The sequence below is a fragment of the Martelella mediterranea genome (genome assembly GCF_004342225.1).
Lineage (GTDB): Bacteria > Pseudomonadota > Alphaproteobacteria > Rhizobiales > Rhizobiaceae > Martelella > Martelella mediterranea_B.
The window spans coordinates 1-22,071 of the sequence record NZ_SMAR01000038.1 but is presented as its reverse complement, the minus strand read 5'-3'; the positions used below and the strand labels follow the sequence as shown (position 1 = coordinate 22,071).

The window sequence follows — 22,071 nt, the reverse complement described above, 5'->3', positions numbered from 1 at the left end:
ATCTCCTTGATCTCACCGATTGAGTGCTGCGCCCGAAGGCGCAGCCATTTCGCTGAGCGTTGCTTTACTGAATCAGACCCGCGGCACGCGGCAGAGCCAGCGAAAGCTCAGGAATAAAGGTCACGGCCATCAGCAGTGCCACGAGGATGAAGAAGAACGGCAGAAGCGGCTTCACCACCTCCTCAATTTTCAGCTCTGCAATGCGGCATCCGACAAACATGATCGGACCGACCGGCGGCGTGATTGTGCCAATGCAAAGGTTGAAGACCATCAGAACACCGAAGTGAACCGGATCGACACCCAAAGATGTGGCAATCGGCAGGAAGATCGGCGCAAAGATCAGGATGGCCGGCGTTGGGTCCATGACAAAGCCCAGAAGCAGGATCACGATATTCATGATGATCATGATCAGAATCGGGTTATCGGTGATCGACAACAGCGATGAAGCGATGACATTCGGGATCTGGGCATAGGCCATGATCCAGCCCATGATCGATGAAACACCGATCATAAAGATGATCATTGCTGTGGTTTTTACCGTTGCCAGCAGCAGATCAGGGACCATCTTCAGCGACATTGTTCTGTAGGCCAGTGACAGAACAGTCACGTAAACAACCGCGATTGCGCTGGCTTCCGTTGGCGTGAAAATGCCGGAAATGATGCCGCCAACAACGATCACAATCATCATCAGGGCCGGGATCGCTTCAATCGTGATCCGGAAATTTTCCTTAAAGCTGCCCAACCGTTCGGACTTGTAGCCAGCCTTGCGGGCGAAGAAGACCACAGGGATCATGCAGGCAATGCCCCAAAGAATGCCGGGAATATAGCCAGCCATAAACAAAGCCGCGACCGATGAGCCACCGCTTGCAAGCGAATAGATAATGAAAGTGTTGCTTGGTGGGATCAGCATGCCCGCAGGGGCCGAAGCAATATTGGCCGCAGCAGATACCTTCGGATCGTAGCCATCTGCCTTTTGCTGCGGGCCCATGGCTCCGCCAATGGCGGCAGCAGCAGCAACACCGGAACCGCTGATCGCACCGAACAGCATGTTGGCGACGATGTTGGTCTGCATCAGCGAACCGGGAATAAAGCAGATGAGTGCTTTGGCAAAGTTGATCAGCCTTCGGGCTATCCCTCCCGAGGTCATGATATTGCCTGCAAGGATGAAGAAGGGAATTGCCAGAAGCGAGAAAGAGTTGATCCCTGCGAAGATACGCTGGGCAGATGTGATCGCCATGCGATCGAATGTGAAAATGGTGGCCATTGCCAGCACCGAGCCAATGCCCATGCTGACGCTGATCGGAACACCGATCATCAAGAGAATCGGTATCGAGAGGAGCAGGATAAGACCGATGTCGGCTGCATTTGCCATTTATTGGGCCTCCCCTTTTGCTGGCTCAGCCTTGGCCGGCTGGAGCAGGGCGCGAATGTCGTTCCAGATGTTGTAAAGGCAGTAAAATGCCGAAAAGGCGCCTGAGAGCGGCAGCGCAAGATAGATCTGTCCGGTTTTCAAAAACGGTATGGCTGCATTGGTCTGGCGCATTGTCCGGTCAACGGCGTCAAGCCCGCCGATCAGAAGAATGGCAACGACAAACAGCAGGATCAGGACATCCGTCGAAAGCTGAAACAAGCCTTTCAGCCTTTGCGACGAAAAGGCCTCGACAAAGATCCCGATATTCATATGGCCCTTTTCGCCAAACAACAGGGCTGAGCCCAGAAGAACCAGCCAGACAAACATGATCTTTGCGAGTTCTTCTGTCATCGCACCGGCGCCGCTGAAGATGTAGCGGTTTATCACCTGCCAGGTGACGACAAAGGTCAGAAGACCACACAATGTGATGCAGATGGTTGCCAGAAACCGATCTATCCAAAGTTTGATCGTATGCATAGCAAGTTTCTTTCTCATCCCGGAAAGTCGTGCGTCCATGAGACGCTTGAAGGATGCTCTGTGTCTTTATCGACTGCACATCGTGCCTTCTTTCGGAAAACCTTTCGGCTTCCGGGCCGACGTTTCAGACGGCCCCGGTATTCCGGGGACGTCTGGCTTGCGTGATGGTTGAGATTACTCGCTTGCGGGGTGCATCTGCGAGTAGATCTTCTTGGTCACGTCGCTGGTGAGCTTTTCTTCCGTCAGCGGACGAACGGCATCGCGGAAGGGCTGAAGGTCGACTTCATTGAACTTGGCGCCAGCTTCTTCAGCCAGAGCACGGGACTTGGCCGCATCTTCAGCGAAGACTTCGAACTCGTAATTGGCAGCCTTCTGAAGCTCTTCCATGAAGATCGTCTTCACGTCATCGGGCATGTCTTCGAAGTAATCGACGTTCATCACCAGATAATCGGGGATCATCAGATGCTGCGTGTAGGAGAAATACGGCGCGATTTCCGAATGCTTGAGCGACCAGTAGGTCACTTCGTTGTTTTCGCCACCATCAAGAACACCGGTCTGGATGGCGGTGTAAACCTCACCCTGACCCATGGCGATACCGTTGCCGCCCATCATGTTCATCATGTCGATATTGGTCTGCGACTGCATCACGCGGATCTTCTGACCAGCCAGATCTTCCGGCGTATGAACCGGATGGTCTTTCAGATAAACGTTGCGCGAGCCAGCGGTGAAGGCGGCGACAACGACGATACCCTGATCAGCGACGGAATTATAAAGATCGCCGACGATTTCCGGGTCATTCACGATCTGCTTCTGGTGTTCGATGCTGTCGAAGACGTAAGGCAGGTTGAAAACCACAAAATCGGGGTTCCAGCTTTCAAGAAGGCTGGCTGCAGCGAGCGACATGGCAATCGTGCCTGTCTGTGCCATTTCCACGGTTTCCTTCTGAGCGCCAAGCAGCTCATTCGGGAAAATCTGGACGGAGTATTCGCCATCGGTCCGTTCTTCAAGTGCCTCGCCGAAACGCTGCATCGCCTTGAACTGCGGATGCGTTTCCGGCTGGTTGAACGCGATCTCGAAAACGGTCTTGGCAAAAGCCGCCGAAGGGCCGAATGCCGTTCCCATAGCGAGAACGCTGACACCTGCCAGGCCAAGGACTTTATTGAACTTTTTCATAATTACCTCCCAATAGGGTATTGAATTGCTACGCTAGTCGTTCAGTGGTTTTGGGCCTGAACGGCCTTGCTTCTGGTCGGCGATGTTTCCATCGCTCCATTTCTCGAAGGCACCGTTAATGTCCCCGATGAAATAGTCTGGGTTAAGCTCCCGGATTGGCCGCAGGTCTTCTATGCCTAACCCTTCAAGATGTTTCGTCATGGCGATGACGGCACGGTCGACATCATGGTCAGCAATGGCTTCGACGATCTCACTGTGTTCTTCGACAACCCGCTCCATGCGATTGACCTGTGGCAGTGTCAGCCTGCGGTAACGATCAACCTGTAGCTTGACCTGTTCAATCATCCGCCAGATGCCCGGATAGCCGCCAGCAACCGCGATTGCGCGGTGAAGCGCTTCATCTGATGCATGAAACTGATCGCTGTCGCCCGCCTCGACACGTTCGCGCTGAAACACGATCATGGCCCGCATATTGGCGATATCGCTGCCTTGCACCCGGCCGGCCGCTGCACGCACATTGACCTGCTCAAGGGCTGTGCGGGCAACCTGTGCCTCAAGAAGTGAGGCCACCGGAATGCGTGAAACGCGTGTGCCTGATTTCGGAACGATATCGACAAGCTGTTCTTCGGCCAGCCGTAGCAGGGCTTCGCGGATGGGGGTTCGGCTGAGCCCGCATTCTGCCGCGATTTCCTTTTCACTGATCGTTTCGCCCGGCAGGCGCTTGAGAGAGACAATCTCAGCACGAAGACGGTTGTGCACGATCTGCGTTGCCGTGCCTGAGCGACCGCTGAACCCACTCCCTGAAATGCCCATCATGCCATCAGATGCGAAACCCATCTGTGCCTCCATCGTTGTTGTATATCTTATATATCATGTATATCAGATATACAGCTATTTTCGGGCAAGAAATGAAAATGCCTGTTTTTCAGGGCAGGTGCCTCAGTCGATCTCCCACAGAATCCGGGAAATCATCGCGTTTTACGTGGAAAAGAGCGGCATCATCGAAGCGCGGTATCCCAAAAAGGATCGCGATAGGACTTGCCGTGTACCCGAAAGGAACGCCTTTACCGGTCGCTGTTCGAATAGTGCCGGCCAATCGGGACCATCATGGGCCTGCCGGAAACGGGATCGCTGATGATCCTGCTCTCAAGAGCGAAAACATCTCGAACCATTGCCTCTGTCAGAACCTCTTCGGGTGAACCGGCAATATGGAGCTTGCCAGCGCGCATGGCCACCAGATGATCGGCATAGCGTGCCGCAAGGTTCAGGTCGTGCAGGACCATTACGATTGTCGTGTTATTCTTGCGGTTGAGGTCGGTCAGAAGGTCGAGCACCTCGACCTGATGGCTGATATCGAGAAACGTGGTCGGTTCGTCCAGCAGAAGCATATCGGTCTGCTGCGCCAGCACCATGGCAATCCAGACACGCTGGCGCTGTCCGCCGGAAAGTTCATCCACGGCCCGGTCGGCCAGCGTATCTGTTTTTGTGGTTTCAAGCGCGGTGGCGATGGCCTCATCATCGGCTTTCGTCCAGCCGCCAAAGGTGCCTTGATGGGGATGACGCCCGCGGCTGACCAGATCGGCAACCGTGATGCCTTCAGGGGCCAGAGGCGACTGCGGCAGCAAGCCGAGTCTGCGCGCCAGCGCTTTGGTCGGCATTTTGTGTATAGCCTTACCGTCCAACATGACCCGGCCGGATCTGGGGGTGAGAAGTCTGGAGAGCGTGCGCAGCAGGGTCGATTTGCCACAGGCATTGGCCCCGACGATCGCTGTAACTTTTCCCGCTGGTACCTCAAAATTCAGCTTCTCGAGAATGTCGCTTTCGCCATAGCCTGCTGTGATGTCTTCAGCTGCAAGCCTGAGTTTACTCAAAGCGTACCTCCTGAGCGGTTAGCTCTGATGATGAGATAAATGAGATAAGGGGCACCAAGCGCCCCGGTAACCACGCCAACCGGATATCGGGCAGGCAGCCAGAACTGGCCAGCGTAGTCGCCGAGCAGAACGAGACATGCACCGGTGAGTGCGGCGGGCCAGAGGAGAGGGCCGTTTTGGCCGAATACCCGGGCTGCGATGGGCCCGGACAGAAATGCAACAAAGGCGATGGGCCCGGTGACTGCCGTTGCGACCGCGATGAGGCCAACGGCCGTGATGATCACGAGTAATCGCGTCCGTCTGACATTGACGCCGAGGGCTGATGCGGCGTCATCGCCAAGACGAAGTGTTTCCAGATCGCGGCTTTGGCCTAACAGCAGGCCACCGAAGACAATGAGACTGCACAAAACCGGCATCGCCTGGCTGAGGCTTGCACCATTGAGACTGCCGGTGAGCCAGCGCATGGCAGCTTGGAGATCCCACATCGGCGCCAGAGAAAGAATGTAGGCAATGATGCTTTCAAGCATCGCTGAAACGCCGATACCGATCAGGATCAGCCGTGTTCCTGCCACGCCATTTTTAAATGCGAGACCATAGACCAGAAGGGCTACTCCAAGGCCAGCGACAACAGCAAAAACAGCCACCGCCGGTCCGCTCAGCGATAAAACGACAATGGCAAAGACAGCGGCCGCACTGGCGCCGGCGCTGATCCCGATAATGTCAGGGCTGGCCAGTGGATTGCGCAGCATGATCTGAAAGGCAACACCGCCAAGCCCGAAGCTGAGACCGGAAAGAACCGCCATGACAGCGCGTGGCAGGCGCAACTGGCCAACTGTGAATGCAGCGCCGGGCACCTCTTCCCCCAGCAAAACGGCGATGACGTCACCGGGCGGTGTGAATGATTGGCCCAGCATCAGCGTCAGTGCAAACATCATTCCAAGTATGGCAGTAAGTATCACCATGCGTGCGTTGCGTTTTCGCCGTTGTTGCGTTCGCCTTGCGGCAATGGCTACGGCTTTATGAAAAGTGTCGCTCACAGTTCACGCACCTGCTGACGCCGGACAATCCAGATAAAGAAAGGGCCGCCTATCAAGGCGGTGACAATGCCAACATCGACTTCACCGGGGCGGGCGGCCAGCCGTCCGGCAATATCGCTGGCAAGCAGCAGGGCGGCTCCACCAAGTGCGGAGAATGGAAGCAGCCAGCGGTGATCGACGCCAATGAGCAGGCGGCAGATATGGGGCACGACAAGGCCGACAAAACCGATCGGGCCGCATATCGCGGTGGTTGCGCCACACAACAACACGGCTGAAACGGCCGCCAGTCCCCGTCCGACCGCGACATTTTCCCCCAGCCCCGCGGCCAGTTCATCGCCAAGCGCCAGGGCATTGAGCTTGCGGGCCGAGATCATGGCCAGCGTCAGACCAGCCAGAAGAAACGGAAGAACAGGCAAAATGCGGGCAAAGGTCGCACCGCCAATGCCTCCGATCTGCCATGCGCGGATACCGCCAGCGATATCACCGCGGGGCAGCACGATAGCCATGACCAGAGACGCAAATGCAATCGATGTTGCCGCGCCAGCCAGTGTCAGTTTCAGCGGGGTTGCGCCGCCGCGCCCGAGCGAACCGACAAGAAACACAAAGACAGCCGTGACACCGGCGCCGAAGATAGCGGTCCAGATATAGGCTGCAGAAGAAACGATTCCGAACCAGGCCACACCAATGACAACAGCCAGCGATGCGCCCATGTTCACGCCGAAAATGCCGGGGTCTGCCAGTGGATTGCGTGTCATCCCCTGCATCAGCGCCCCGGATAGCCCCAGCGCCGCGCCAGCCAGAACGCCAAGCACCGTGCGTGGAATGCGCATCGTAACCACGGCTTCGCCGATCGACTGTGCATGCCCTGCAAGCGCACCGGCGATATCAGAGACACTTACGGGGCGTGCGCCGATAGCCAGCGAGGCCACCATCAGCAGCACCAGAATAACAAGCATCACAACAAGCCAGACAAGTTTTCTGCCGGGTGAACGGTATCCGGTAATGCTGTGCATTTGTGTTGGCTGGAACGCGGTACCGTTCATTGTTCTGTGCCGGCAGCCTCGGCCAGAAGCGCGACATAATCTTCCAGAACCCACGAGATTGAAAGCGGCGTGGGGTTCGCTGCCGTGCCCAGCGGGTTACGCCCCAGTGTCACAATGGCATTGTTTTGCACGGCGGGCATGCGCTTGAAGAGCGGATTGTTTTTCAATGCTTTTACGAGCGTGTCATTGCCATAAGTGACCACGATGTCGACGTCGTTGAATGCATCGATCCGTTCAACGCTGACCGAGCCGGAGAAACGACCGTCTTTCGACGCTTCGGCAACACTTTGGGGGGTTTCAAGCCCAAGATCGTGGAAGAACTGAACACGCGTGTCATGCGTGGTATAGAAATTGATGACGCTGAGATCGGTTGGGTCCAGATGGGTAATGAACATTGCCTTTTTACCCGCAAGCCCCGGATAGCGGGCGACCTCTGCAGCAATTTCGGATTCGATTTTCGCAATCAGCTTTTCGCCTTCTTCCGGCATTCCAAGGCCGGCGCTGTTCATGCGGATAACGTCGCGCCAACTGGTAGACCACGGGGAATCCGGATAAGCGACAACCGGAGCGATCTGGCTGAGGGTATCGTAGTCCGACTGGCTCAGTCCGGAATAGGCAGCAAGGATCACGTCAGGTTTCACAGCCGCCACGGCTTCAAAATCAATCCCGTCCCCCTCATCGAAAAGAACCGGTGTTTCGGCATCCAGTTCATCAAGCCGCTCTGCGACCCAGGGTAGCACTCCGTCACCATCATCATCGCCGAAATTGGCCGCCGCAAAGCCAACCGGCACAACGCCCAGTGCCAGAGGCACTTCATGATTGCCCCAGGCAACAGTCGCCACACGCTCCGGCTTTTCAGTGATGACCGTGGTTCCGAAGGCGTGCTCTATTGTGATCGGCTCGTCCAGCTTTTCGCCCGCCTGAACGATGCCCGCTGCAAAAAGCGGTAGTCCAATGGCAATGGTCAACACAGATAAAAAGCGCAGCATGGCGACCCCATGAAGATGGATAAAAGTTGACTTCTAGTTTCATGTTCAGAAAAAGAGGTCAAGCTTCGTCGCGGTCACGCCGGATGGCAGAGCCGAAGTTTCAGGGGAATCCTACAAATACCGGGAAAATTACAATACTAGACAAAATCAATCAAGTTAATGACAGGCAGAACGTGGCGCTTCTATGACCACTGCCAAGACGGTGTGCTGAAAACCCGGCGCTGCATAATCTGATATCAATTTGCGGAATCTGAAGATGGATCACCCAAAGAACAAAAAACACGACGAGCGATCAACACTTGGATACAGGGCGGCTGTTCTTCTGGGCTGTACCGCGCTGGCCGCAACCCCGACCACACTTCTGGCACAGGATCAGATCACCGCTTCTGCGCCTGTTTCTTCTGATGCCGATACGACAGTCCTTGAGCCGGTTTATATCGACCTCAATGCCTATGGCGATAACGACGCCAACTCCATTGTTGCGCTTGGAAGCTCCGGAGGTGGGCGTCTTTCTCAGAATATTCTCGATATTCCGGCTTCGGTTTCGGTGATTACGGCAAAAGAAATCCAGCAGCGTGATGCCCAGACAGTTGAGCAGGTGCTTGACTATACCGCCGGTGTCACAACTGATTTCTATGGTTCGGACGACCGCTTTGATTTTTTCAAAATCCGCGGCTTCGATGCCTATACCTATCGTGATGGCCTGCCGCTTGGCTCAGCCTTTGGCGGCGTGCGTGAGGAACCTTACGCCTTTGAACGTGTCGAGGTGCTGAAGGGCGCAGATTCAACCATTTATGGTGTCTCGGATCCCGGTGGAACGGTTAATTACGTTTCCAAGCAACCGAAACGTGAGCGTTTTGGAGAGGCCTATGTTACCGGCGGCTCTTTCAGTCACGCCGAGGCCGGGTTCGACTTTGGTGATAACCTGACTGAAGACGATACGCTGTCATATCGTCTGACCGGTAAATTCCGGAATGCAGATGCAGAATATGACTACTCCAGAGATGACGAGACCTTCGTCATGGGTGGCTTCACCTGGCGCCCTTCTGATGCGACGCGCATGACGCTGATCTATGACTATCTCGATACAAAAGGCACGCCCGGTGGCGGCGGTCATCCCATCGGATCGGATTTTGACCGCAGCTTCTTCCTCGGTGAGCCGGACTATAACTACAATGATGTAAACCGGAATACCGTCACCTGGATGTTCGACCATGACTTCGGGTCGGGACTGAGCTTCAGCTCGAAAGCGCGTTACACCAATGCCGATACCGGCTTTGGCTACGCCTATGTGTATGAGATGGTGAATGATGGCGACACCATCGCCGACCGGTATTACTACGGCAATGACAGCTCATACGACGATTTCGTCATCGATGCGCATTTCCAGTATGATACGTCGTTCGAAAATGTTGACAGCCGCACATTGGCAGGCCTTCAGTACGACACCTATTCCGGTTCAAGTGATACCTATTATGCGCCTGCGCCCGGGATCGACTGGACCAATCCTGTCTACTCAGGCGGACCGAATTATTCAGGGCCATATCAGAGCCGGAAGAACGAGCAGAAAACCACATCGCTTTATCTGCAGCAGGAGCTGACGTTTGCCGACAAGGTGATCGCCAGCGTCGGCCTGCGTAATGACTGGCTGGATCTGAAGCAGCGCAACAAGCTGACCGGGATCAGCGAAAGCGGAGATTTCAGCGAGTTTACCGCCCGTGCCGGACTGACATACAGAGTGACCGATGAGGTTTCGACCTATGCCAGCTATGCGCAGTCTGTTGCTCCGCCATCGCTCGGTGTGGATCCGGAACGCGGCGAACAGTACGAAGTCGGCGTAAAATACGCACCGCTTGCGTTTCCGGCGCTGTTGAGTGCTTCGGTTTATGACCTCACAAAGGATAATATCACCGTCACCAATCCGGCAACGAACATGCAGGAAACCATCGGCAAATCCCGTGTTCGCGGTGTTGATCTGGAAGCAAAGGCCGAGCTGATGAACAATATCAGCTTCACAGCCGCCTATTCCTACATGATGTCCGATATTGTCGAGGACGGGACGAGTGGAAATGTCGGCAACCAGCTTTCCTTCGTTCCCAACAATGTTGCGTCGCTCTGGGTGGATTACAAGCTTGAAGGTGAGGGCCGCCGCGGCGATATGACATTCGGGCTTGGTGCACGTTATCAGAGCTCTTACTATTTCGCGGAAGACAACGCGATTTCTTCTGATCCCAACATCACCTTCGATGCAGCATTCACCTATCAGGTTGCGGAAAATACGACATTCCAGGTCAATGCGACCAATCTGTTCAATGAAAAATACATCGCTTACGGCGGCTATGGTGCAGACTGGTACAATCAGGGGCGCGCCGTTTATGCAACGTTGCGCCAGACCTGGTGACGGTCTGACAAGATGCAGCAAGGCACTGGTCGGATCCGCAAATCCGGTCGGTGCCGCTCAACGGTACTGAAGCAATTGCGCCCGCCGCCAGGCTGCGGGCGTTTCTCCGGTGACCTGCCGGAAAACCTTCGTCAGGTGCGCCTGATCGGAAAAGCCGAGCTGTGCGGCAACATCTGCAACGCTGAGGCTGGTCGAAACAAGAAGGTTCTGCGCGCGTTCAATGCGTTTGCTAAGCTGCCACTGCAAAGGCGTCTTCCCGGTGGTCTGTCTGAAGGCTGTAGAAAACCAGCTTTCGGAAAGCCCGACCGTATCCGCCATATCTGCTACGCTCATGCGAAAATCACTTTTCCCTTCAATGGCAGACAGCAGCCGTTTCATCTGGGCTTTCGTGATCCGCCCGTCGGCACCTTTTTCGCCGCTATCGGCAGGAATGTCTAGCAATGCTGCCGCGACGGCCCCGACAAGGCTTTCGGCATAGACCGGATGCCGGCTGGGGTGGACCACTTCATCGGCGATCATGCGCGCAAGCGGTTCGATTGGTCCGATATCCTGGATCTCGACCGGGCGGCGTAAAATGGTGCGGGCGACAGACGAGCCGACAGATGGTGCGAGAAAACGAAGCAGCCGATCTTCATGCAGATGCAGGTCGAGGTGTGAGAACCTGTGTGACGCAATAAACTGCGTCCACATCGGCATGCCTGCCGGCACATAAATCGCCCGTGTCAGCGGGCGGTCATCCTTGCCGATGCCACCTTGCCGGTTCGACATCCGGATGGATGCTGAAACATCGTTAAAGAAGATCACGATTCTGGGGTTTGGTGAACGGTAGTAGGCATGTGCCCCGGTCGCGCCTTCCGCATCCCAGCAGACACTCATCAGACCATCAAGCTGGCGCCACTGAGCCGGTGCAACCGGGTGGATGCCCTCCGTATGCCAGGTCATGGAAGGTTGAAAGCCCATGTCAAACACCACTGCTTTTTCGCCGCAGCAAATCTGCGCCGGAAACACGATTTAAGGCTGAGCGAATACAGGCATTAGAGCGCCGTGCATCCATTCGGATGCCCAAAGCACGATGCTGTAGCTTCATATTCGTCACCGTTGAATATTTAATATGACTGTAAATATCATATTTACTGAGGTTGCAAGTCTCAGAAACTTTTACGGATGATCAGCTCGGGTTCGATTACTGCATGGGAGGCCTCTGCGCGTCCCTTGAGCCGGGAGAGGAGCTGATCTGCCGCGCATTGCCCCAGTATCGTGGGGTTCTGGTCTATACTTGCCAAGCCGATCAGGGGCAGACCGGCTGGGGCTGTATTGTCATAGCTGATCAGTCCGAGATCACCGGGAATGCGCAGCCCCTTCATACGGGCTGCGTTGATCAGCGGTACACCGTGAATATCGCTCCAGCAGAAAAAGGCTTCCGGTCGTCCGGGCTCTTCCAGTAACGTCAGAAGCTGCGGCTGCATCTCGTCCGGGCGTTCCGCAATCCGGACAATGCGGGAAAAATTCTCAAGCCCGGCTTCCTGCATTGCTGCATGATATCCGCGTTCGCGTTCGTACCAGACCTCACCATCGCGGCGTTTGCTGTGTTTCAGGCAGAGCATGGCGATGTCCCGGTAGCCCTTTTTTATCAGCGCCTCCGTGGCCGCGCGGCCTCCTGAAAAATCGTCAACATTGGTTGTATCGAAGGTTTTGGCCGTATTCTCATGGTGGCCGATCACCGATATCGGGACCTGCCCGGCATAGTGATCAAGTGTCGCTCCGCTGATCCGCGGCGCGATGAGAAGCAGTCCGTCGATACGCATGTCGATCATGGAATCAATCAAGGCACTTTCCACATGCGTGCGGGCTTCGCCCACGCCGATCAGCGTGTTGTAGCCTTCTTTGCCCATTGCCTGTTTAAAACTGCTGACAAGTGGCGGCAGGAAAGGGTTATCCATCCCGACAAGCAAAACGCCAATCGTGAATGTGCGCCCGCGCATGCCACGCGCCGCCGTGCTCGGCCGGTAGCCAAGCTTGTCGATGGACGTCATGACTTTCTGTTTCAGTGAATCGCTTACGCCATAGGCATTGCGCAGAACTTTAGAGACGGCTGCCACCGACACCCCGGCATCCGCCGCCACTGTGCGGATTGTAACGCGACTGGCGCGGGCGGGCTTGTCCATGAAAATCCTTTCAGAAATCAGTGTTGTGAAAAAATAGACCGGTTCACTCTTGCAAATCAACTGATTTTGTAGAACAGTCTACGTATAACGGTCTACATAAAGAGGATGTCGACCAGACTGAGGGAGGAAAACGATGAATATGGCAACCAGTGTCCACGCCGACACCGGCCTCACCGGGCGTACATGGCAGGCTGATATGATCGCACCTGACGTGGATGCAGGCCGTGGCACCCAACAGTGCTTTGTGACCGCGTCATTCGTCGTGCCGGAGGGAGGCGCGCGTCCGGCTTTGTTTATCTCCGCACTCGGTCTTTACCGTGCTTTCATCAACGGCAGGCGTGTCGGACAGGATCTGCTGACGCCGGGCTGGACCTGCTATGACAATCGCATTGCCTATCAATGTTACGACCTGTCGGATCTCGTGGTGGAAGGTGATAACCGCATCGAAATCTGGCTGGGCGATGGCTGGTATCGCTCGCAGGTGATGTGGGAGCATCAGAAAATACTCAACTGCTGGGGTGACCGGATCGCCGCAATCGCCGAGGTGGTCGATGGCGATGCGGTTCTTCTCAAAACCGATGATCGCTGGAAGAGTGGGCTCCTGCCTGTTACGGCTTCGGGTATCTATTATGGTGAGGACTATGATGCCCGGCTCGAACATGCGGCTGAAACTGGCGCTGTCGAGGTGCTGCCTTTCGATACGGAAAAGCTGGTGGCCCATGAGACTTTCCCTGTACGCGCGCTGGAATCCAACGCGCCTGTTGAGAAATGGCAGGATTCCGAAGGGCGTTTTATCTATGATTTCGGGCAAAATGCCGGGGGCTATGTCCGGTTTACCGTCAGCGGTGAACGAGGCGCTTCCGTCTATATCGATCATGCCGAAGTGCTTGGGCCTCACAAAGCCTTCGATAACCGCAATTATCGCAGCGCCCGCGCTGCGACACATTATATTCTGAAGGGCGAGGGAGAAGAGACCTACGCGCCGGTCTTTTCATTCACCGGGTTTCGCTATGCGCGCATCGCCGTTGACGGCAAAGCGGAAATTGTCGCCGTTGAACAGGTGCCGATTTCATCGATTGCAGACGTCAAGGGCGGGTTTGAATGCGGTGAACCGGCAGTAAACCGGCTGGTTCTGAATACGGTCTGGTCGCAGCGGGCCAATTTCATCGAAGTACCGACAGACTGCCCGCAGCGCGATGAGCGACTTGGCTGGACGGGTGACGCTCAGGTCTTCGCCGGGACAGCCTGCTGGCTGGGCGATTGCCAGACTTTTCTACAGAAATATCTGCGCGATGTGATGCATGATCAGCGTGAAAACGGTGCCGTTCCGCATTTCTCGCCGGATCCAACGCGCCTTCATCGGGATATCTTTCCGGGCGACTGGGCCGGTTCCACAGGCTGGGGCGATGCCATCGTCATGATCCCTTGGCAGCTTTATCTGCATTATGGCGACCGCTCCGTCCTTGAAGCGTGTTTTCCGGCAATGCAGCGTTGGCTCGATTACCTCTGGTCGATTTCGGATGGACCGATCATTCATCCGCACTCCGTTTGGGGCGAGACTGGCTTTACCTTCGGTGACTGGCTCCAGCCGGTGGGAGATAACCGCAAACCGCGCCCGACAATTGCCGATGATTGTGCTGCAACGCTTTACCATTTCATTTCAACGCAGCTGACGGCCCGGATTGCAGGAATTCTCGGTGAAGACGAGGTTGAGAAAGGCCTTTCGGCGAGATGTGAGGAAATTCGCGCCGCCTTTGTGCATGAATATTTCAGCCCTGCCGGACGCCTGGCGCACAATGACCAGACATCCTACGCGCTTGCATTCCTTTATGATCTTGTGCCTGAAGAGCACTTTGATGCAGCGAAGGCCTATTTCCGCCGTGTGATCGAGGATGCCGGTTATCTGATTGGTACCGGTTTCATTGGAACGCCTGCGCTTTTGCCAGCGCTGACGAAGCTGGGCATGAATGATCTGGCCGAGAAAGTCTTCCTGAACCGCGAGGTTCCGGGCTGGCTTTATCAGGTCGAGCAGGGGGCGACTACGATCTGGGAACGCTGGGACGCTATCGGGCCGGATGGCACGATCTACGATCCGGATATGAACAGTTACAATCACTACGCCTACGGCGCCGTTTGCCAGTGGCTGTTTGAGGATGTCGCCGGTGTTCACCCTTCAGCAGACGGTCCGGGCTTTAGTCAGGTTCGCCTTGATCCGGCAATTCTTCCTGCCCTCGGCCAGGTTAAGATGTGGCATGATACCAGGGCCGGGCGTTTGTCTGCTAACTGGCGCATCTCGGGCGGGCGGGTCATCTATACCGTTATGCTTCCTGAAGGCATCAGGGCGGTATTGCCTGTTGGCGGACGGAAGAAACTCGAAATCAATGGAAAGCCGTGTCTGACGGAACAAGAGGAGATTGCTCTTAATTCTGGCCGCCATGAAATCGGTTTCGATCTGAGCGGGGGCTGAAGGGCCCCGCATTTCGCCCCGGCTTGAGGAGGCCGGTTTATTGGGAGGAGAAGTCATGAGAATGAAATTTGTTGCTGCAACAGCGATGGCTGTTTGCATTTTCGGTGGAGGAAGTCAGGCTTTCGCAGAGGAACTGAGCCTGCTGGTGGATAACAGTCCGGATACGATCGCGATTGCTGAAGCGCTCACCGCAGCCTATTCGGAAAAGAACCCGGATGTCACATTCACTGTGGAGGCGCGGCCCGGCGGGAGTGAAGGTGACAACATCGTCAAGACCCGGCTTGCGACCGGTGAAATGACGGATGTGTTTCTTTACAATTCAGGGTCTCTTCTGCAGGCCTTGCGGCCATCGCGCACGCTTGAGCCTTTGAATGATCTGCCGAACATCGGCAATCTGATCGACAGCTTTTCAACGACGGTATCTGATTCTGACGGGAATATTTACGGCGTGCCGGTTCAGCCGGCCATGGGCGGCGGTATTCTCTATCATATTCCAACGTATGAGGCCTTGGGGCTGGAAATCCCGAAGACCTGGGATGACTTCATGGCCAATAATGCCGTGATCGCCGAGCAGACAGACAAGGCGCCGATTATCCAGACCTATCGCGATACCTGGACCTCGCAGCTATTCGTGCTGGCCGATTTTTACAACCTACTCCAGGCAGAACCCGATTTTGCGGAACAGTTCACCGCAAACGAAGCGAAGTTTGCCGATACACCGGCAGCGATGAAAGGCTTTGAGCGGCTTCAGGCTGCTCACGAATCCGGTTATTTCAATGAGGATTTCGGTGCCGCGACCTATAATGATGGGCTGCGTATGGTCGCCACCGGTGAAGGTGTTCACTATCCGATGCTGACCTTTGCAATTCCGGCGATCCAGCAAAACCACCCGGATCAGCTGAAAGACGTCGGCTTCTTCGCGCAACCCGGCGATAATGCTGAGGTCAACGGCCTGACCGTGTGGATGCCTGCAGCCTATTATGTGCCGAAAGATGGCGATCACGTCGATATCGCAAAGGATTTCGTCAACTTTGTTGCGACGACTGAGGCTTGCGATATCATGACGGAAACGGTGGGCGCGACAGGGCCTTATCTGATTGAAGGCTGCACCTTGCCTGATGATGTTGCGCCTTCGGTGGCTGATATGATGCCCTATTTCGAAGAGGAAGGCCGCACAGCACCGGCGCTGGAATTCCTGTCGCCGGTCAAGGGACCGGGGCTGGAGCAGATCACCGTCGAGGTGGGAACCGGCATCCGTGACGCTGACAGTGCCGCTGAACTTTATGACCGGGATGTCGAAAAGCAGGCCAAACAGCTTCGCTTGCCGAACTGGTAAGCAAAAGCCCGACCACTTTGTCGGCCTGATCCAAATGCCGCATGAGAGCACCGGCCCCAATACGGCGGCCGGGCTCAAGCCCCGTATGCCAAATCGGAGCCTGCTGCCATGCAGATGAAATCACCTTACCCATACTGGTTTCTGGCGCCTGCTGCCGTCGTTTTCACGGTGATGTTTCTGGTGCCGACAGCCGCATCATTCTGGTTCAGCCTGACCAACTGGGACCTCTTCGGCTTTCAGTTCATCGGGGTCCAGAATTTTATCGACTTCTTTCGTGAGCCCTTTCTGATCACGGGCATGACCAACACGATCATTTTCGCGCTCCTGACCTCGGGTGCCAAAACGGTTCTTGGGCTTTTGCTTGCCGTTCTGCTCACCTCCGGGCTTTTCGGGCAGGGGTTGCTGCGCTCCATAGTGTTTTTCCCGGTCCTGGTCTCGACCATCGGTGTCGGCATTCTGTTTTCCGAGATGATGCACCCCACGCATGGGGCAATCAATGTTGCGCTTGAGTTCGTCGGTATTGACGGGCCGGGCTGGCTGACCAACCCGAAGCTGGCGCTCTATTCAGTGGCGCTTGTCGATGTCTGGCGTGGCGTTGGGCTTGCGACTTTGATCTATATCGCAGGGCTGGCTGCGATCGGTCACGAATATTACGAAGCGGCCAGAATCGATGGAGCGACACGGTTTCAGCTTTTCTGGCGAGTCACTGTGCCGCTTGTTCGCCCTGCAACGACCACGGTTGTCATTCTGTCCCTGATTGGTGGTCTGCGACTGTTCGATCTCATCTGGGCCATGACGCGTGGCGGTCCCGGCTTCTCGTCCGATGTGCTGGCCTCGGTAATCTACAAACAGTATCAGGCCGGCTTTTACGGGCTGTCGACTGCTGGCAATGTCATCCTGTTTGTTCTCATCGCCCTCATCATCGCGCCGTTGGCATGGTGGTTCAATCGAAGGGAGCTTGAGCTGTGAGCCTGAAAAACAAAAACAGACGCAAACTGGTACACGGTTTTATCGCTCTGGCATGTGCATTTATTCTGTTCGTGATCCCGTTCATTTTTGTTCTGCTGAATGCGGCCAAATCGTCGGCGGAAGCGGCCAACCCGAGCTTTACATGGCCGGGCGAATGGCAGCTCTGGCAAAATCTGGTCGCAGTGGTTCAGGCACGCGATTACATGCTGCTGCTTGCCTATTTCAACTCAACCGTGATCACCGTCGGGGCGATAACGCTCCTGGTTATATTCGGCGCCATGGTTGGCTATGTGCTGCAGCGCAGACCATCGAAATTCAATCGCGTCATTTATGCCTTCGTGCTTGCCGGACTGATGATCCCGCCCGCCGTCGTTCCGACGATCTGGGTTCTGCAGGGCCTTGGTCTTTTCAAGACGCTGCACGGTATGATCCTCATTCAGTTTGCCTATGGTCTGTCTTTCACAGTGCTGCTTTATCGGGCCTTTATCGCCACCATCCCGCGCGATCTGGACGAAGCGGCACTGATTGACGGGGCCAAACCGTGGCAGATTTTCTTCAAGGTGGTGTTGCCGCTTTTAAAGCCCGTGACGGTGACGGTGATCGTCGTTCAGTCGATCACAATCTTCAACGATTTCACGCATCCGCTCTATTACCTGCCGGGCAGCGAGAATGTGACCGTCCAGATCACGCTTTACAATTTCCAGAGCCAGTTCGTCAGTCAGATGAACCTTCTGTTCATGAATATTCTTCTGGTGACGGTCCCGCCGCTTCTCGTTTTCATTTTCTTCAATCGACAGATCGTCGCCGGCATGACGTCGGGCGCTGTGAAAGGATAAATCATGGCCGATGTTCTTTTAAACGATATCCGGAAATCCTTTGGTGCACTGGAAGTGATCAAAGGCATCAACCTGACAGTCGAGGCAGGTGAGTTCTGCGTTTTCGTCGGGCCTTCCGGCTGCGGAAAGTCGACCCTGCTCAGAATGATCGCAGGCCTGGAAGAGGTGACTTCCGGTCAGATTGAGATCGCGGGAAAGGAGGTCACCTATGAAGAGCCGTCCAAACGCGGCATTGCGATGGTGTTTCAGTCATACGCACTTTACCCGCATCTGAGTGTTGCGGAAAATATCGGCTTTGGCCTTTCACTGACGCGCACGCCGAAAGCAGAAATTCGCGCACGCGTTGAAGATGTGGCCAGGGTGTTGCAGCTGGAGGCTCTTCTGGACCGAAAACCGAAGGCGCTTTCCGGGGGCCAACGGCAGCGCGTGGCCATTGGCCGCGCCATCATTCGCGACCCGCATGTTTTTCTTTTTGACGAACCATTGTCGAACCTTGATGCGGCACTGCGTGCGCAGATGCGCATTGAACTGACAGATCTCCATGAAAAGCTTGGAAATACGATGATCTATGTAACCCATGATCAGGTGGAGGCCATGACCATGGCCGACAAGATCGTTGTGCTGAACAACGGACGGATTGAACAGATCGGCACGCCGATGGAGCTATATGAGCGCCCGGCGACGCCCTTTGTCGCCGGTTTCATCGGCAGCCCGAAGATGAACCTTTATGAAGGCGAGGTCGCCCGGCAAATGCACTGCGACACCTATGGCATCCGGCCGGAACATGTTTTGATCGATCCATCAGATGGAAAATGGAAAGGGGTTGTCCGCCATGTTGAGCGGCTTGGCGCCGATACGATTGTGCATCTGGAAGCTGAAAAACTCGGGCCCCTGGTGGCGCGGACGTCCGGAGATCGCAGTTTTACCGGCGGTGAGACTGTTTATGCCAGGCCGATGGAAGGAAAAGAGTTCTGCTATTCGCAGTAAACGCTTGAGGCCGTCATCCTGCCGTTTTCAGCTGGCCCGAAAATGAATTTCGGGGTGGCCGTGGTGAGGAGAGGTGCTGACGGAAGCGTTCACGCGGAAGACATTGCGGATCAGCTCTTCTGTCAAGACGGCTTCCGGCGTGCCGGCCGCAACGATTGCACCGTCTTTCAAGGTGATAATCCGGTCGCAGAACATCGCAGCAAGGTTGAGATCATGCAACGCGATAATGCTGGTCAGATCGAGTTGTCGGATCGTTTGCAGTATTTCGATCTGATGGTGGATATCGAGATGGTTTGTCGGTTCGTCAAGAAACATGACCCGCGGACTTTGTGCCAGGGCACGGGCAATATGAACACGCTGCCTCTCACCGCCGGAAAGTGTTTGCCATGACTGGTTCTGCAGATGGTCCATGCCAACGCGCGAAAGGGCGTTTGCCACAGCATCCTGATCGGCAGGTGTCCAGCCCGAAAGAGCCGAGCGGTGCGGTGTGCGACCGAGGCGAACAACATCGCGCACGCTGACATTGGTGTCAGTGGTCGCATTCTGCTGGACAAACGCAACTTCTTTTGAAAGAGCACGTCGCGTTGTGCGGGCTATGTCTTTGCCGTGAATATTCACAGAGCCTTCCGCCGGGCGCTTCAGCCCAGCAAGAAGGCGCAGCAGCGATGACTTGCCGGAACCGTTCGGCCCGATCAGCCCCAGCGTTTCGCCTTCAGCGACATTGAGCGAGATATTCTTTACGATGGTCCTGCGTTTCACGCCCCATGTCAGGTTTTCAGCGATGACGCTCATGTCTGCGGCCTCGCACGGTAAAGAATGATGGCAAAGAACGGAACGCCAACCAGAGCGGTGACAACACCGATGGGAATGGTCTGCTGATCAACCAGAACCCGCGAAGCAATATCGGCAATCACCATAAAGACTGCACCGACGACCGCAGCGGCGGGCAGAAGCCGCATATGCAGGGGACCGACGATGTAACGGGCAGCATGTGGGACAACCAGGCCGACAAAACCGATTGCGCCCACCTGACTGACAATGGTGGCGGTCATCAGCGCGGTTACGGCAAACAGGATCAGCCTGATGCGGGCCACCGGAATGCCCAGCGCCGCGGCATCCTCATCGCCAAAGGTAAAGGCATCGAGCGTGCGCGCCATAATGATACAGATCGCAAGACAGACGAACAGAACAATCAGCAGCAGATAAAACTGCGGCCATCGCACGCCGCCAAAGCTTCCCAGAAGCCAGAACATCACGCTTCTGGCCTGTTGGGCGCTGGCGGATGTCGTAACGATATAGGCGGTCAAAGCGTTGAACAGCTGGGAAGCCGCGACACCGGCCAGAATCGTATGGTTCGGACCGCTGGTTGCACCGTTGGAGAGGAGTGCGACCAGCGCAAAAGCGGAAAATGCGCCGACAAAGGCGCCGAGCGAAAGCGATACAGCGCCCGCGCCGATGCCTAGAACGATCACGCAGACCGCACCGGTTGAAGCACCGGCGGAAACACCCAGAACGAAGGGTTCTGCAAGCGGATTGCGCAAAAGCGCCTGGAGAATGGCACCGCAGATCGCCAGTCCCGATCCGCAAAGCGCAGCCACAAGGCTGCGGCTTAGCCTCAGATTCCAGACAACGCTTTCTTCAATCCGTGGCAGGTCAGCGTCAGTCAGGCCGATCTGGTTGGTGACCGTCAAAAAAACGGTCCTCACCGGTATATTGTAATCGCCGATCGCTGTTGCAGCGGCGACCGCACCGATCAGAACAATGCCCGATAGCAATAAAAGCAACGCCAGCCGCAATCCGGCTCTGGTTTCACCCTTCGCTCTCATTGCGAAAGATCTGTTTCTTTCAGCTGTTCAGCCAGTTCCTCTGCGCCATAGAGTGTGCGGATGCTGGGGTTCATGGCAGCGCCGCTCATCACCAGAATACGACCTTTCTGAACGGCGTCCATCTGGCTGACGGTTGGATCTGACTCAAGAAATGCGATCTTGTTCTCGGCCTCGTCGAGGTCCCAGCGGTTACGATCAACCTGTGAAGCGACAATGACCGTGGGATTTGCGGCCATAATGCCTTCCCAGTTGGCCGTCGGCCATTCGGCTTTTGTTTCAATCGCATTGCGCCCGCCCAGAAGGTCGGCGATGAAGCCGGATGGGCCATTGCCGCCACCGAGATATGCATCGTCAGCCGGTGAGGCGCTGGAGAACCAGAACAGGAAGGTCAGATCTTCGTTTTTCGCGAATTCGTCGCGCAATGCTGCTTCGCGCGCTTTGAAGTCAGCGATAACGGCATCGCCACGGTCCTGCACATCGAAAATCCGGGCCATGTCATCGATCTCCTTGTAAAGAAGATCCATGTTCCAGAGCTTATCGCGGCTGCCATAGGCATCGCCAGTGTTCTGCGTGGTCGAGCAGGCGCTTGGCGAAAGATAGGTCGGGATGCCGAGGTCTTCAAAGTCGGACCGCTTGGCCAGACGACTGTCCGGCCCCATCAATGTTGTCAGCATGGCTGCAACAAAGTCGGGTTGTTGTGCCAGTACAGGTTCAAGCGTTGGAAATTCAACCGTCAGCAGCTTGACCTTGTCGTTGGCTTCGGCGAGTTCTGGCAGAACATTATTCGGCCAGAAGGCCGTGGCCCCCATGCGGTCTTCCAGGCCAAGCAACAGCATGATTTCGGCGCTGTTCTGGCCAAGAGCGACAGCATTTTCCGGCGCCTTCTCAAACGTGACGGTTTCGCCGCAATTTTCAATCGCTAGCGGATAGGATGTCGGCTGAGCTGCAACGCTTCCGCAAAACAGCGTGGCGGCGAAGCAGCTCATTACTGAAGTGGCTCGGGAAAACTGAACAGGCGGTATAAGTGGTTTTCGGCTCTTCGATCCGGCATCATGCCGTCAACAGGAGCCCGTATGACAAGAA

The 22,071-nt window shown here is 55.7% G+C and carries 19 protein-coding genes; 6 read left to right on the top strand and 13 right to left on the bottom strand.

From position 1 onward, the window contains the following. Nucleotides 1-64: 64 nt before the first annotated feature. From EDC90_RS17540 to EDC90_RS17505, 8 genes are all read right to left on the bottom strand, one after another. The gene (locus tag EDC90_RS17540) at nt 65-1,372 is read right to left on the bottom strand and encodes a TRAP transporter large permease (RefSeq protein ID WP_132313851.1); all 1,308 of its coding nucleotides are present in this window, start codon (nt 1,370-1,372) and stop codon (nt 65-67) included. Then, complete coding sequence (locus EDC90_RS17535) at nt 1,373-1,888, bottom strand: TRAP transporter small permease (RefSeq protein ID WP_165972885.1); 516 nt, start codon at nt 1,886-1,888, stop codon at nt 1,373-1,375. Nucleotides 1,889-2,062: 174 nt separating this feature from the next. Continuing rightward, nucleotides 2,063-3,061, bottom strand: a complete 999-nt coding sequence (locus tag EDC90_RS17530; RefSeq protein WP_132313849.1) for a TRAP transporter substrate-binding protein — start codon at nt 3,059-3,061, stop codon at nt 2,063-2,065. Between the two features lie 33 nt (nt 3,062-3,094). Continuing rightward, the gene (locus EDC90_RS17525) at nt 3,095-3,898 is read right to left on the bottom strand and encodes a GntR family transcriptional regulator (protein ID WP_245511115.1); all 804 of its coding nucleotides are present in this window, start codon (nt 3,896-3,898) and stop codon (nt 3,095-3,097) included. A gap of 227 nt (nt 3,899-4,125) precedes the next feature. Further along, the gene (locus EDC90_RS17520) at nt 4,126-4,932 is read right to left on the bottom strand and encodes an ABC transporter ATP-binding protein (RefSeq protein ID WP_132313848.1); all 807 of its coding nucleotides are present in this window, start codon (nt 4,930-4,932) and stop codon (nt 4,126-4,128) included. Next, the gene (locus EDC90_RS17515) at nt 4,929-5,894 is read right to left on the bottom strand and encodes a FecCD family ABC transporter permease (RefSeq protein WP_132313847.1); all 966 of its coding nucleotides are present in this window, start codon (nt 5,892-5,894) and stop codon (nt 4,929-4,931) included. The genes EDC90_RS17520 and EDC90_RS17515 overlap by 4 nt, the downstream gene beginning before the upstream one ends. Nucleotides 5,895-5,965: 71 nt before the next feature. Beyond that, nucleotides 5,966-7,012, bottom strand: a complete 1,047-nt coding sequence (locus EDC90_RS17510; protein WP_432420016.1) for a FecCD family ABC transporter permease — start codon at nt 7,010-7,012, stop codon at nt 5,966-5,968. After that, nucleotides 7,009-8,001, bottom strand: coding sequence for an iron-siderophore ABC transporter substrate-binding protein (locus tag EDC90_RS17505; RefSeq protein WP_132313846.1), 993 nt, complete (start codon nt 7,999-8,001; stop codon nt 7,009-7,011). The genes EDC90_RS17510 and EDC90_RS17505 overlap by 4 nt, the downstream gene beginning before the upstream one ends. A 256-nt stretch (nt 8,002-8,257) precedes the next feature. Here EDC90_RS17505 and EDC90_RS17500 point away from each other — a divergent pair, with 256 nt between their 5' ends. Continuing rightward, on the top strand, nt 8,258-10,402 hold the full coding sequence (locus EDC90_RS17500) for a TonB-dependent siderophore receptor (protein WP_132313845.1): 2,145 nt from the start codon (nt 8,258-8,260) through the stop codon (nt 10,400-10,402). 57 nt (nt 10,403-10,459) lie between these two features. Here EDC90_RS17500 and EDC90_RS17495 read toward each other — a convergent pair whose 3' ends face one another. Both EDC90_RS17495 and EDC90_RS17490 read right to left on the bottom strand, forming a co-directional pair. Further along, entirely contained in the window at nt 10,460-11,362 is a 903-nt protein-coding gene (locus EDC90_RS17495; protein WP_132313844.1) for a helix-turn-helix domain-containing protein, read from the bottom strand. Nucleotides 11,363-11,550: 188 nt separating this feature from the next. Beyond that, nucleotides 11,551-12,567 carry a LacI family DNA-binding transcriptional regulator gene (locus EDC90_RS17490; RefSeq protein WP_132313843.1) on the bottom strand — a complete coding sequence of 339 codons (1,017 nt, stop codon included), beginning with the start codon at nt 12,565-12,567 and terminating at the stop codon, nt 11,551-11,553. A 133-nt stretch (nt 12,568-12,700) separates the two neighbouring features. On the opposite strand from EDC90_RS17490, the gene EDC90_RS17485 reads away from it, so the two are divergent. From EDC90_RS17485 to EDC90_RS17465, 5 genes are all read left to right on the top strand, one after another. Then, on the top strand, nt 12,701-15,034 hold the full coding sequence (locus tag EDC90_RS17485) for an alpha-L-rhamnosidase (protein WP_245511114.1): 2,334 nt from the start codon (nt 12,701-12,703) through the stop codon (nt 15,032-15,034). A 55-nt stretch (nt 15,035-15,089) separates the two neighbouring features. After that, nucleotides 15,090-16,370 (top strand): ABC transporter substrate-binding protein, encoded by a 1,281-nt coding sequence (locus EDC90_RS17480; protein ID WP_132313842.1) that lies wholly within the window; start codon nt 15,090-15,092, stop codon nt 16,368-16,370. A 108-nt stretch (nt 16,371-16,478) separates the two neighbouring features. Beyond that, a complete protein-coding gene (locus EDC90_RS17475; RefSeq protein ID WP_132313841.1) occupies nt 16,479-17,339 on the top strand; it encodes a carbohydrate ABC transporter permease in 861 nt (286 codons plus the stop codon). Nucleotides 17,340-17,341: 2 nt separating this feature from the next. Continuing rightward, entirely contained in the window at nt 17,342-18,175 is an 834-nt protein-coding gene (locus EDC90_RS17470; protein WP_132313862.1) for a carbohydrate ABC transporter permease, read from the top strand. Between the two features lie 3 nt (nt 18,176-18,178). Next, nucleotides 18,179-19,162 (top strand): ABC transporter ATP-binding protein, encoded by a 984-nt coding sequence (locus tag EDC90_RS17465; RefSeq protein ID WP_132313840.1) that lies wholly within the window; start codon nt 18,179-18,181, stop codon nt 19,160-19,162. 27 nt (nt 19,163-19,189) lie between these two features. Here EDC90_RS17465 and EDC90_RS17460 read toward each other — a convergent pair whose 3' ends face one another. From EDC90_RS17460 to EDC90_RS17450, 3 genes are read right to left on the bottom strand one after another with little or no spacing between them, the layout of a single operon-like run. Then, nucleotides 19,190-19,954, bottom strand: a complete 765-nt coding sequence (locus EDC90_RS17460; protein WP_132313839.1) for an ABC transporter ATP-binding protein — start codon at nt 19,952-19,954, stop codon at nt 19,190-19,192. Further along, the gene (locus EDC90_RS17455) at nt 19,951-20,988 is read right to left on the bottom strand and encodes a FecCD family ABC transporter permease (protein WP_132313838.1); all 1,038 of its coding nucleotides are present in this window, start codon (nt 20,986-20,988) and stop codon (nt 19,951-19,953) included. The genes EDC90_RS17460 and EDC90_RS17455 overlap by 4 nt, the downstream gene beginning before the upstream one ends. Further along, the gene (locus EDC90_RS17450; protein WP_132313837.1) at nt 20,985-21,974 is read right to left on the bottom strand and encodes an ABC transporter substrate-binding protein; all 990 of its coding nucleotides are present in this window, start codon (nt 21,972-21,974) and stop codon (nt 20,985-20,987) included. The genes EDC90_RS17455 and EDC90_RS17450 overlap by 4 nt, the downstream gene beginning before the upstream one ends. Nucleotides 21,975-22,071 lie beyond the last annotated feature (97 nt).

Excerpts from the sequence above, each read along its gene's own strand:
- EDC90_RS17540 (WP_132313851.1), bottom strand. The coding sequence starts at position 1,372 with ATGGCAAATGCAGCCGACATCGGTCTTATCCTGCTCCTCTCGATACCG.
- EDC90_RS17535 (WP_165972885.1), bottom strand. The coding sequence starts at position 1,888 with ATGCATACGATCAAACTTTGGATAGATCGGTTTCTGGCAACCATCTGC.
- EDC90_RS17530 (WP_132313849.1), bottom strand. The coding sequence starts at position 3,061 with ATGAAAAAGTTCAATAAAGTCCTTGGCCTGGCAGGTGTCAGCGTTCTC.
- EDC90_RS17525 (WP_245511115.1), bottom strand. The coding sequence starts at position 3,898 with ATGGGTTTCGCATCTGATGGCATGATGGGCATTTCAGGGAGTGGGTTC.
- EDC90_RS17515 (WP_132313847.1), bottom strand. The coding sequence starts at position 5,894 with ATGGTGATACTTACTGCCATACTTGGAATGATGTTTGCACTGACGCTG.
- EDC90_RS17510 (WP_432420016.1), bottom strand. The coding sequence starts at position 7,012 with ATGAACGGTACCGCGTTCCAGCCAACACAAATGCACAGCATTACCGGA.
- EDC90_RS17505 (WP_132313846.1), bottom strand. The coding sequence starts at position 8,001 with ATGCTGCGCTTTTTATCTGTGTTGACCATTGCCATTGGACTACCGCTT.
- EDC90_RS17500 (WP_132313845.1), top strand. The coding sequence starts at position 8,258 with ATGGATCACCCAAAGAACAAAAAACACGACGAGCGATCAACACTTGGA.
- EDC90_RS17495 (WP_132313844.1), bottom strand. The coding sequence starts at position 11,362 with ATGGGCTTTCAACCTTCCATGACCTGGCATACGGAGGGCATCCACCCG.
- EDC90_RS17490 (WP_132313843.1), bottom strand. The coding sequence starts at position 12,567 with ATGGACAAGCCCGCCCGCGCCAGTCGCGTTACAATCCGCACAGTGGCG.
- EDC90_RS17485 (WP_245511114.1), top strand. The coding sequence starts at position 12,701 with ATGAATATGGCAACCAGTGTCCACGCCGACACCGGCCTCACCGGGCGT.
- EDC90_RS17480 (WP_132313842.1), top strand. The coding sequence starts at position 15,090 with ATGAGAATGAAATTTGTTGCTGCAACAGCGATGGCTGTTTGCATTTTC.
- EDC90_RS17475 (WP_132313841.1), top strand. The coding sequence starts at position 16,479 with ATGCAGATGAAATCACCTTACCCATACTGGTTTCTGGCGCCTGCTGCC.
- EDC90_RS17465 (WP_132313840.1), top strand. The coding sequence starts at position 18,179 with ATGGCCGATGTTCTTTTAAACGATATCCGGAAATCCTTTGGTGCACTG.
- EDC90_RS17460 (WP_132313839.1), bottom strand. The coding sequence starts at position 19,954 with ATGAGCGTCATCGCTGAAAACCTGACATGGGGCGTGAAACGCAGGACC.
- EDC90_RS17455 (WP_132313838.1), bottom strand. The coding sequence starts at position 20,988 with ATGAGAGCGAAGGGTGAAACCAGAGCCGGATTGCGGCTGGCGTTGCTT.
- EDC90_RS17450 (WP_132313837.1), bottom strand. The coding sequence starts at position 21,974 with ATGAGCTGCTTCGCCGCCACGCTGTTTTGCGGAAGCGTTGCAGCTCAG.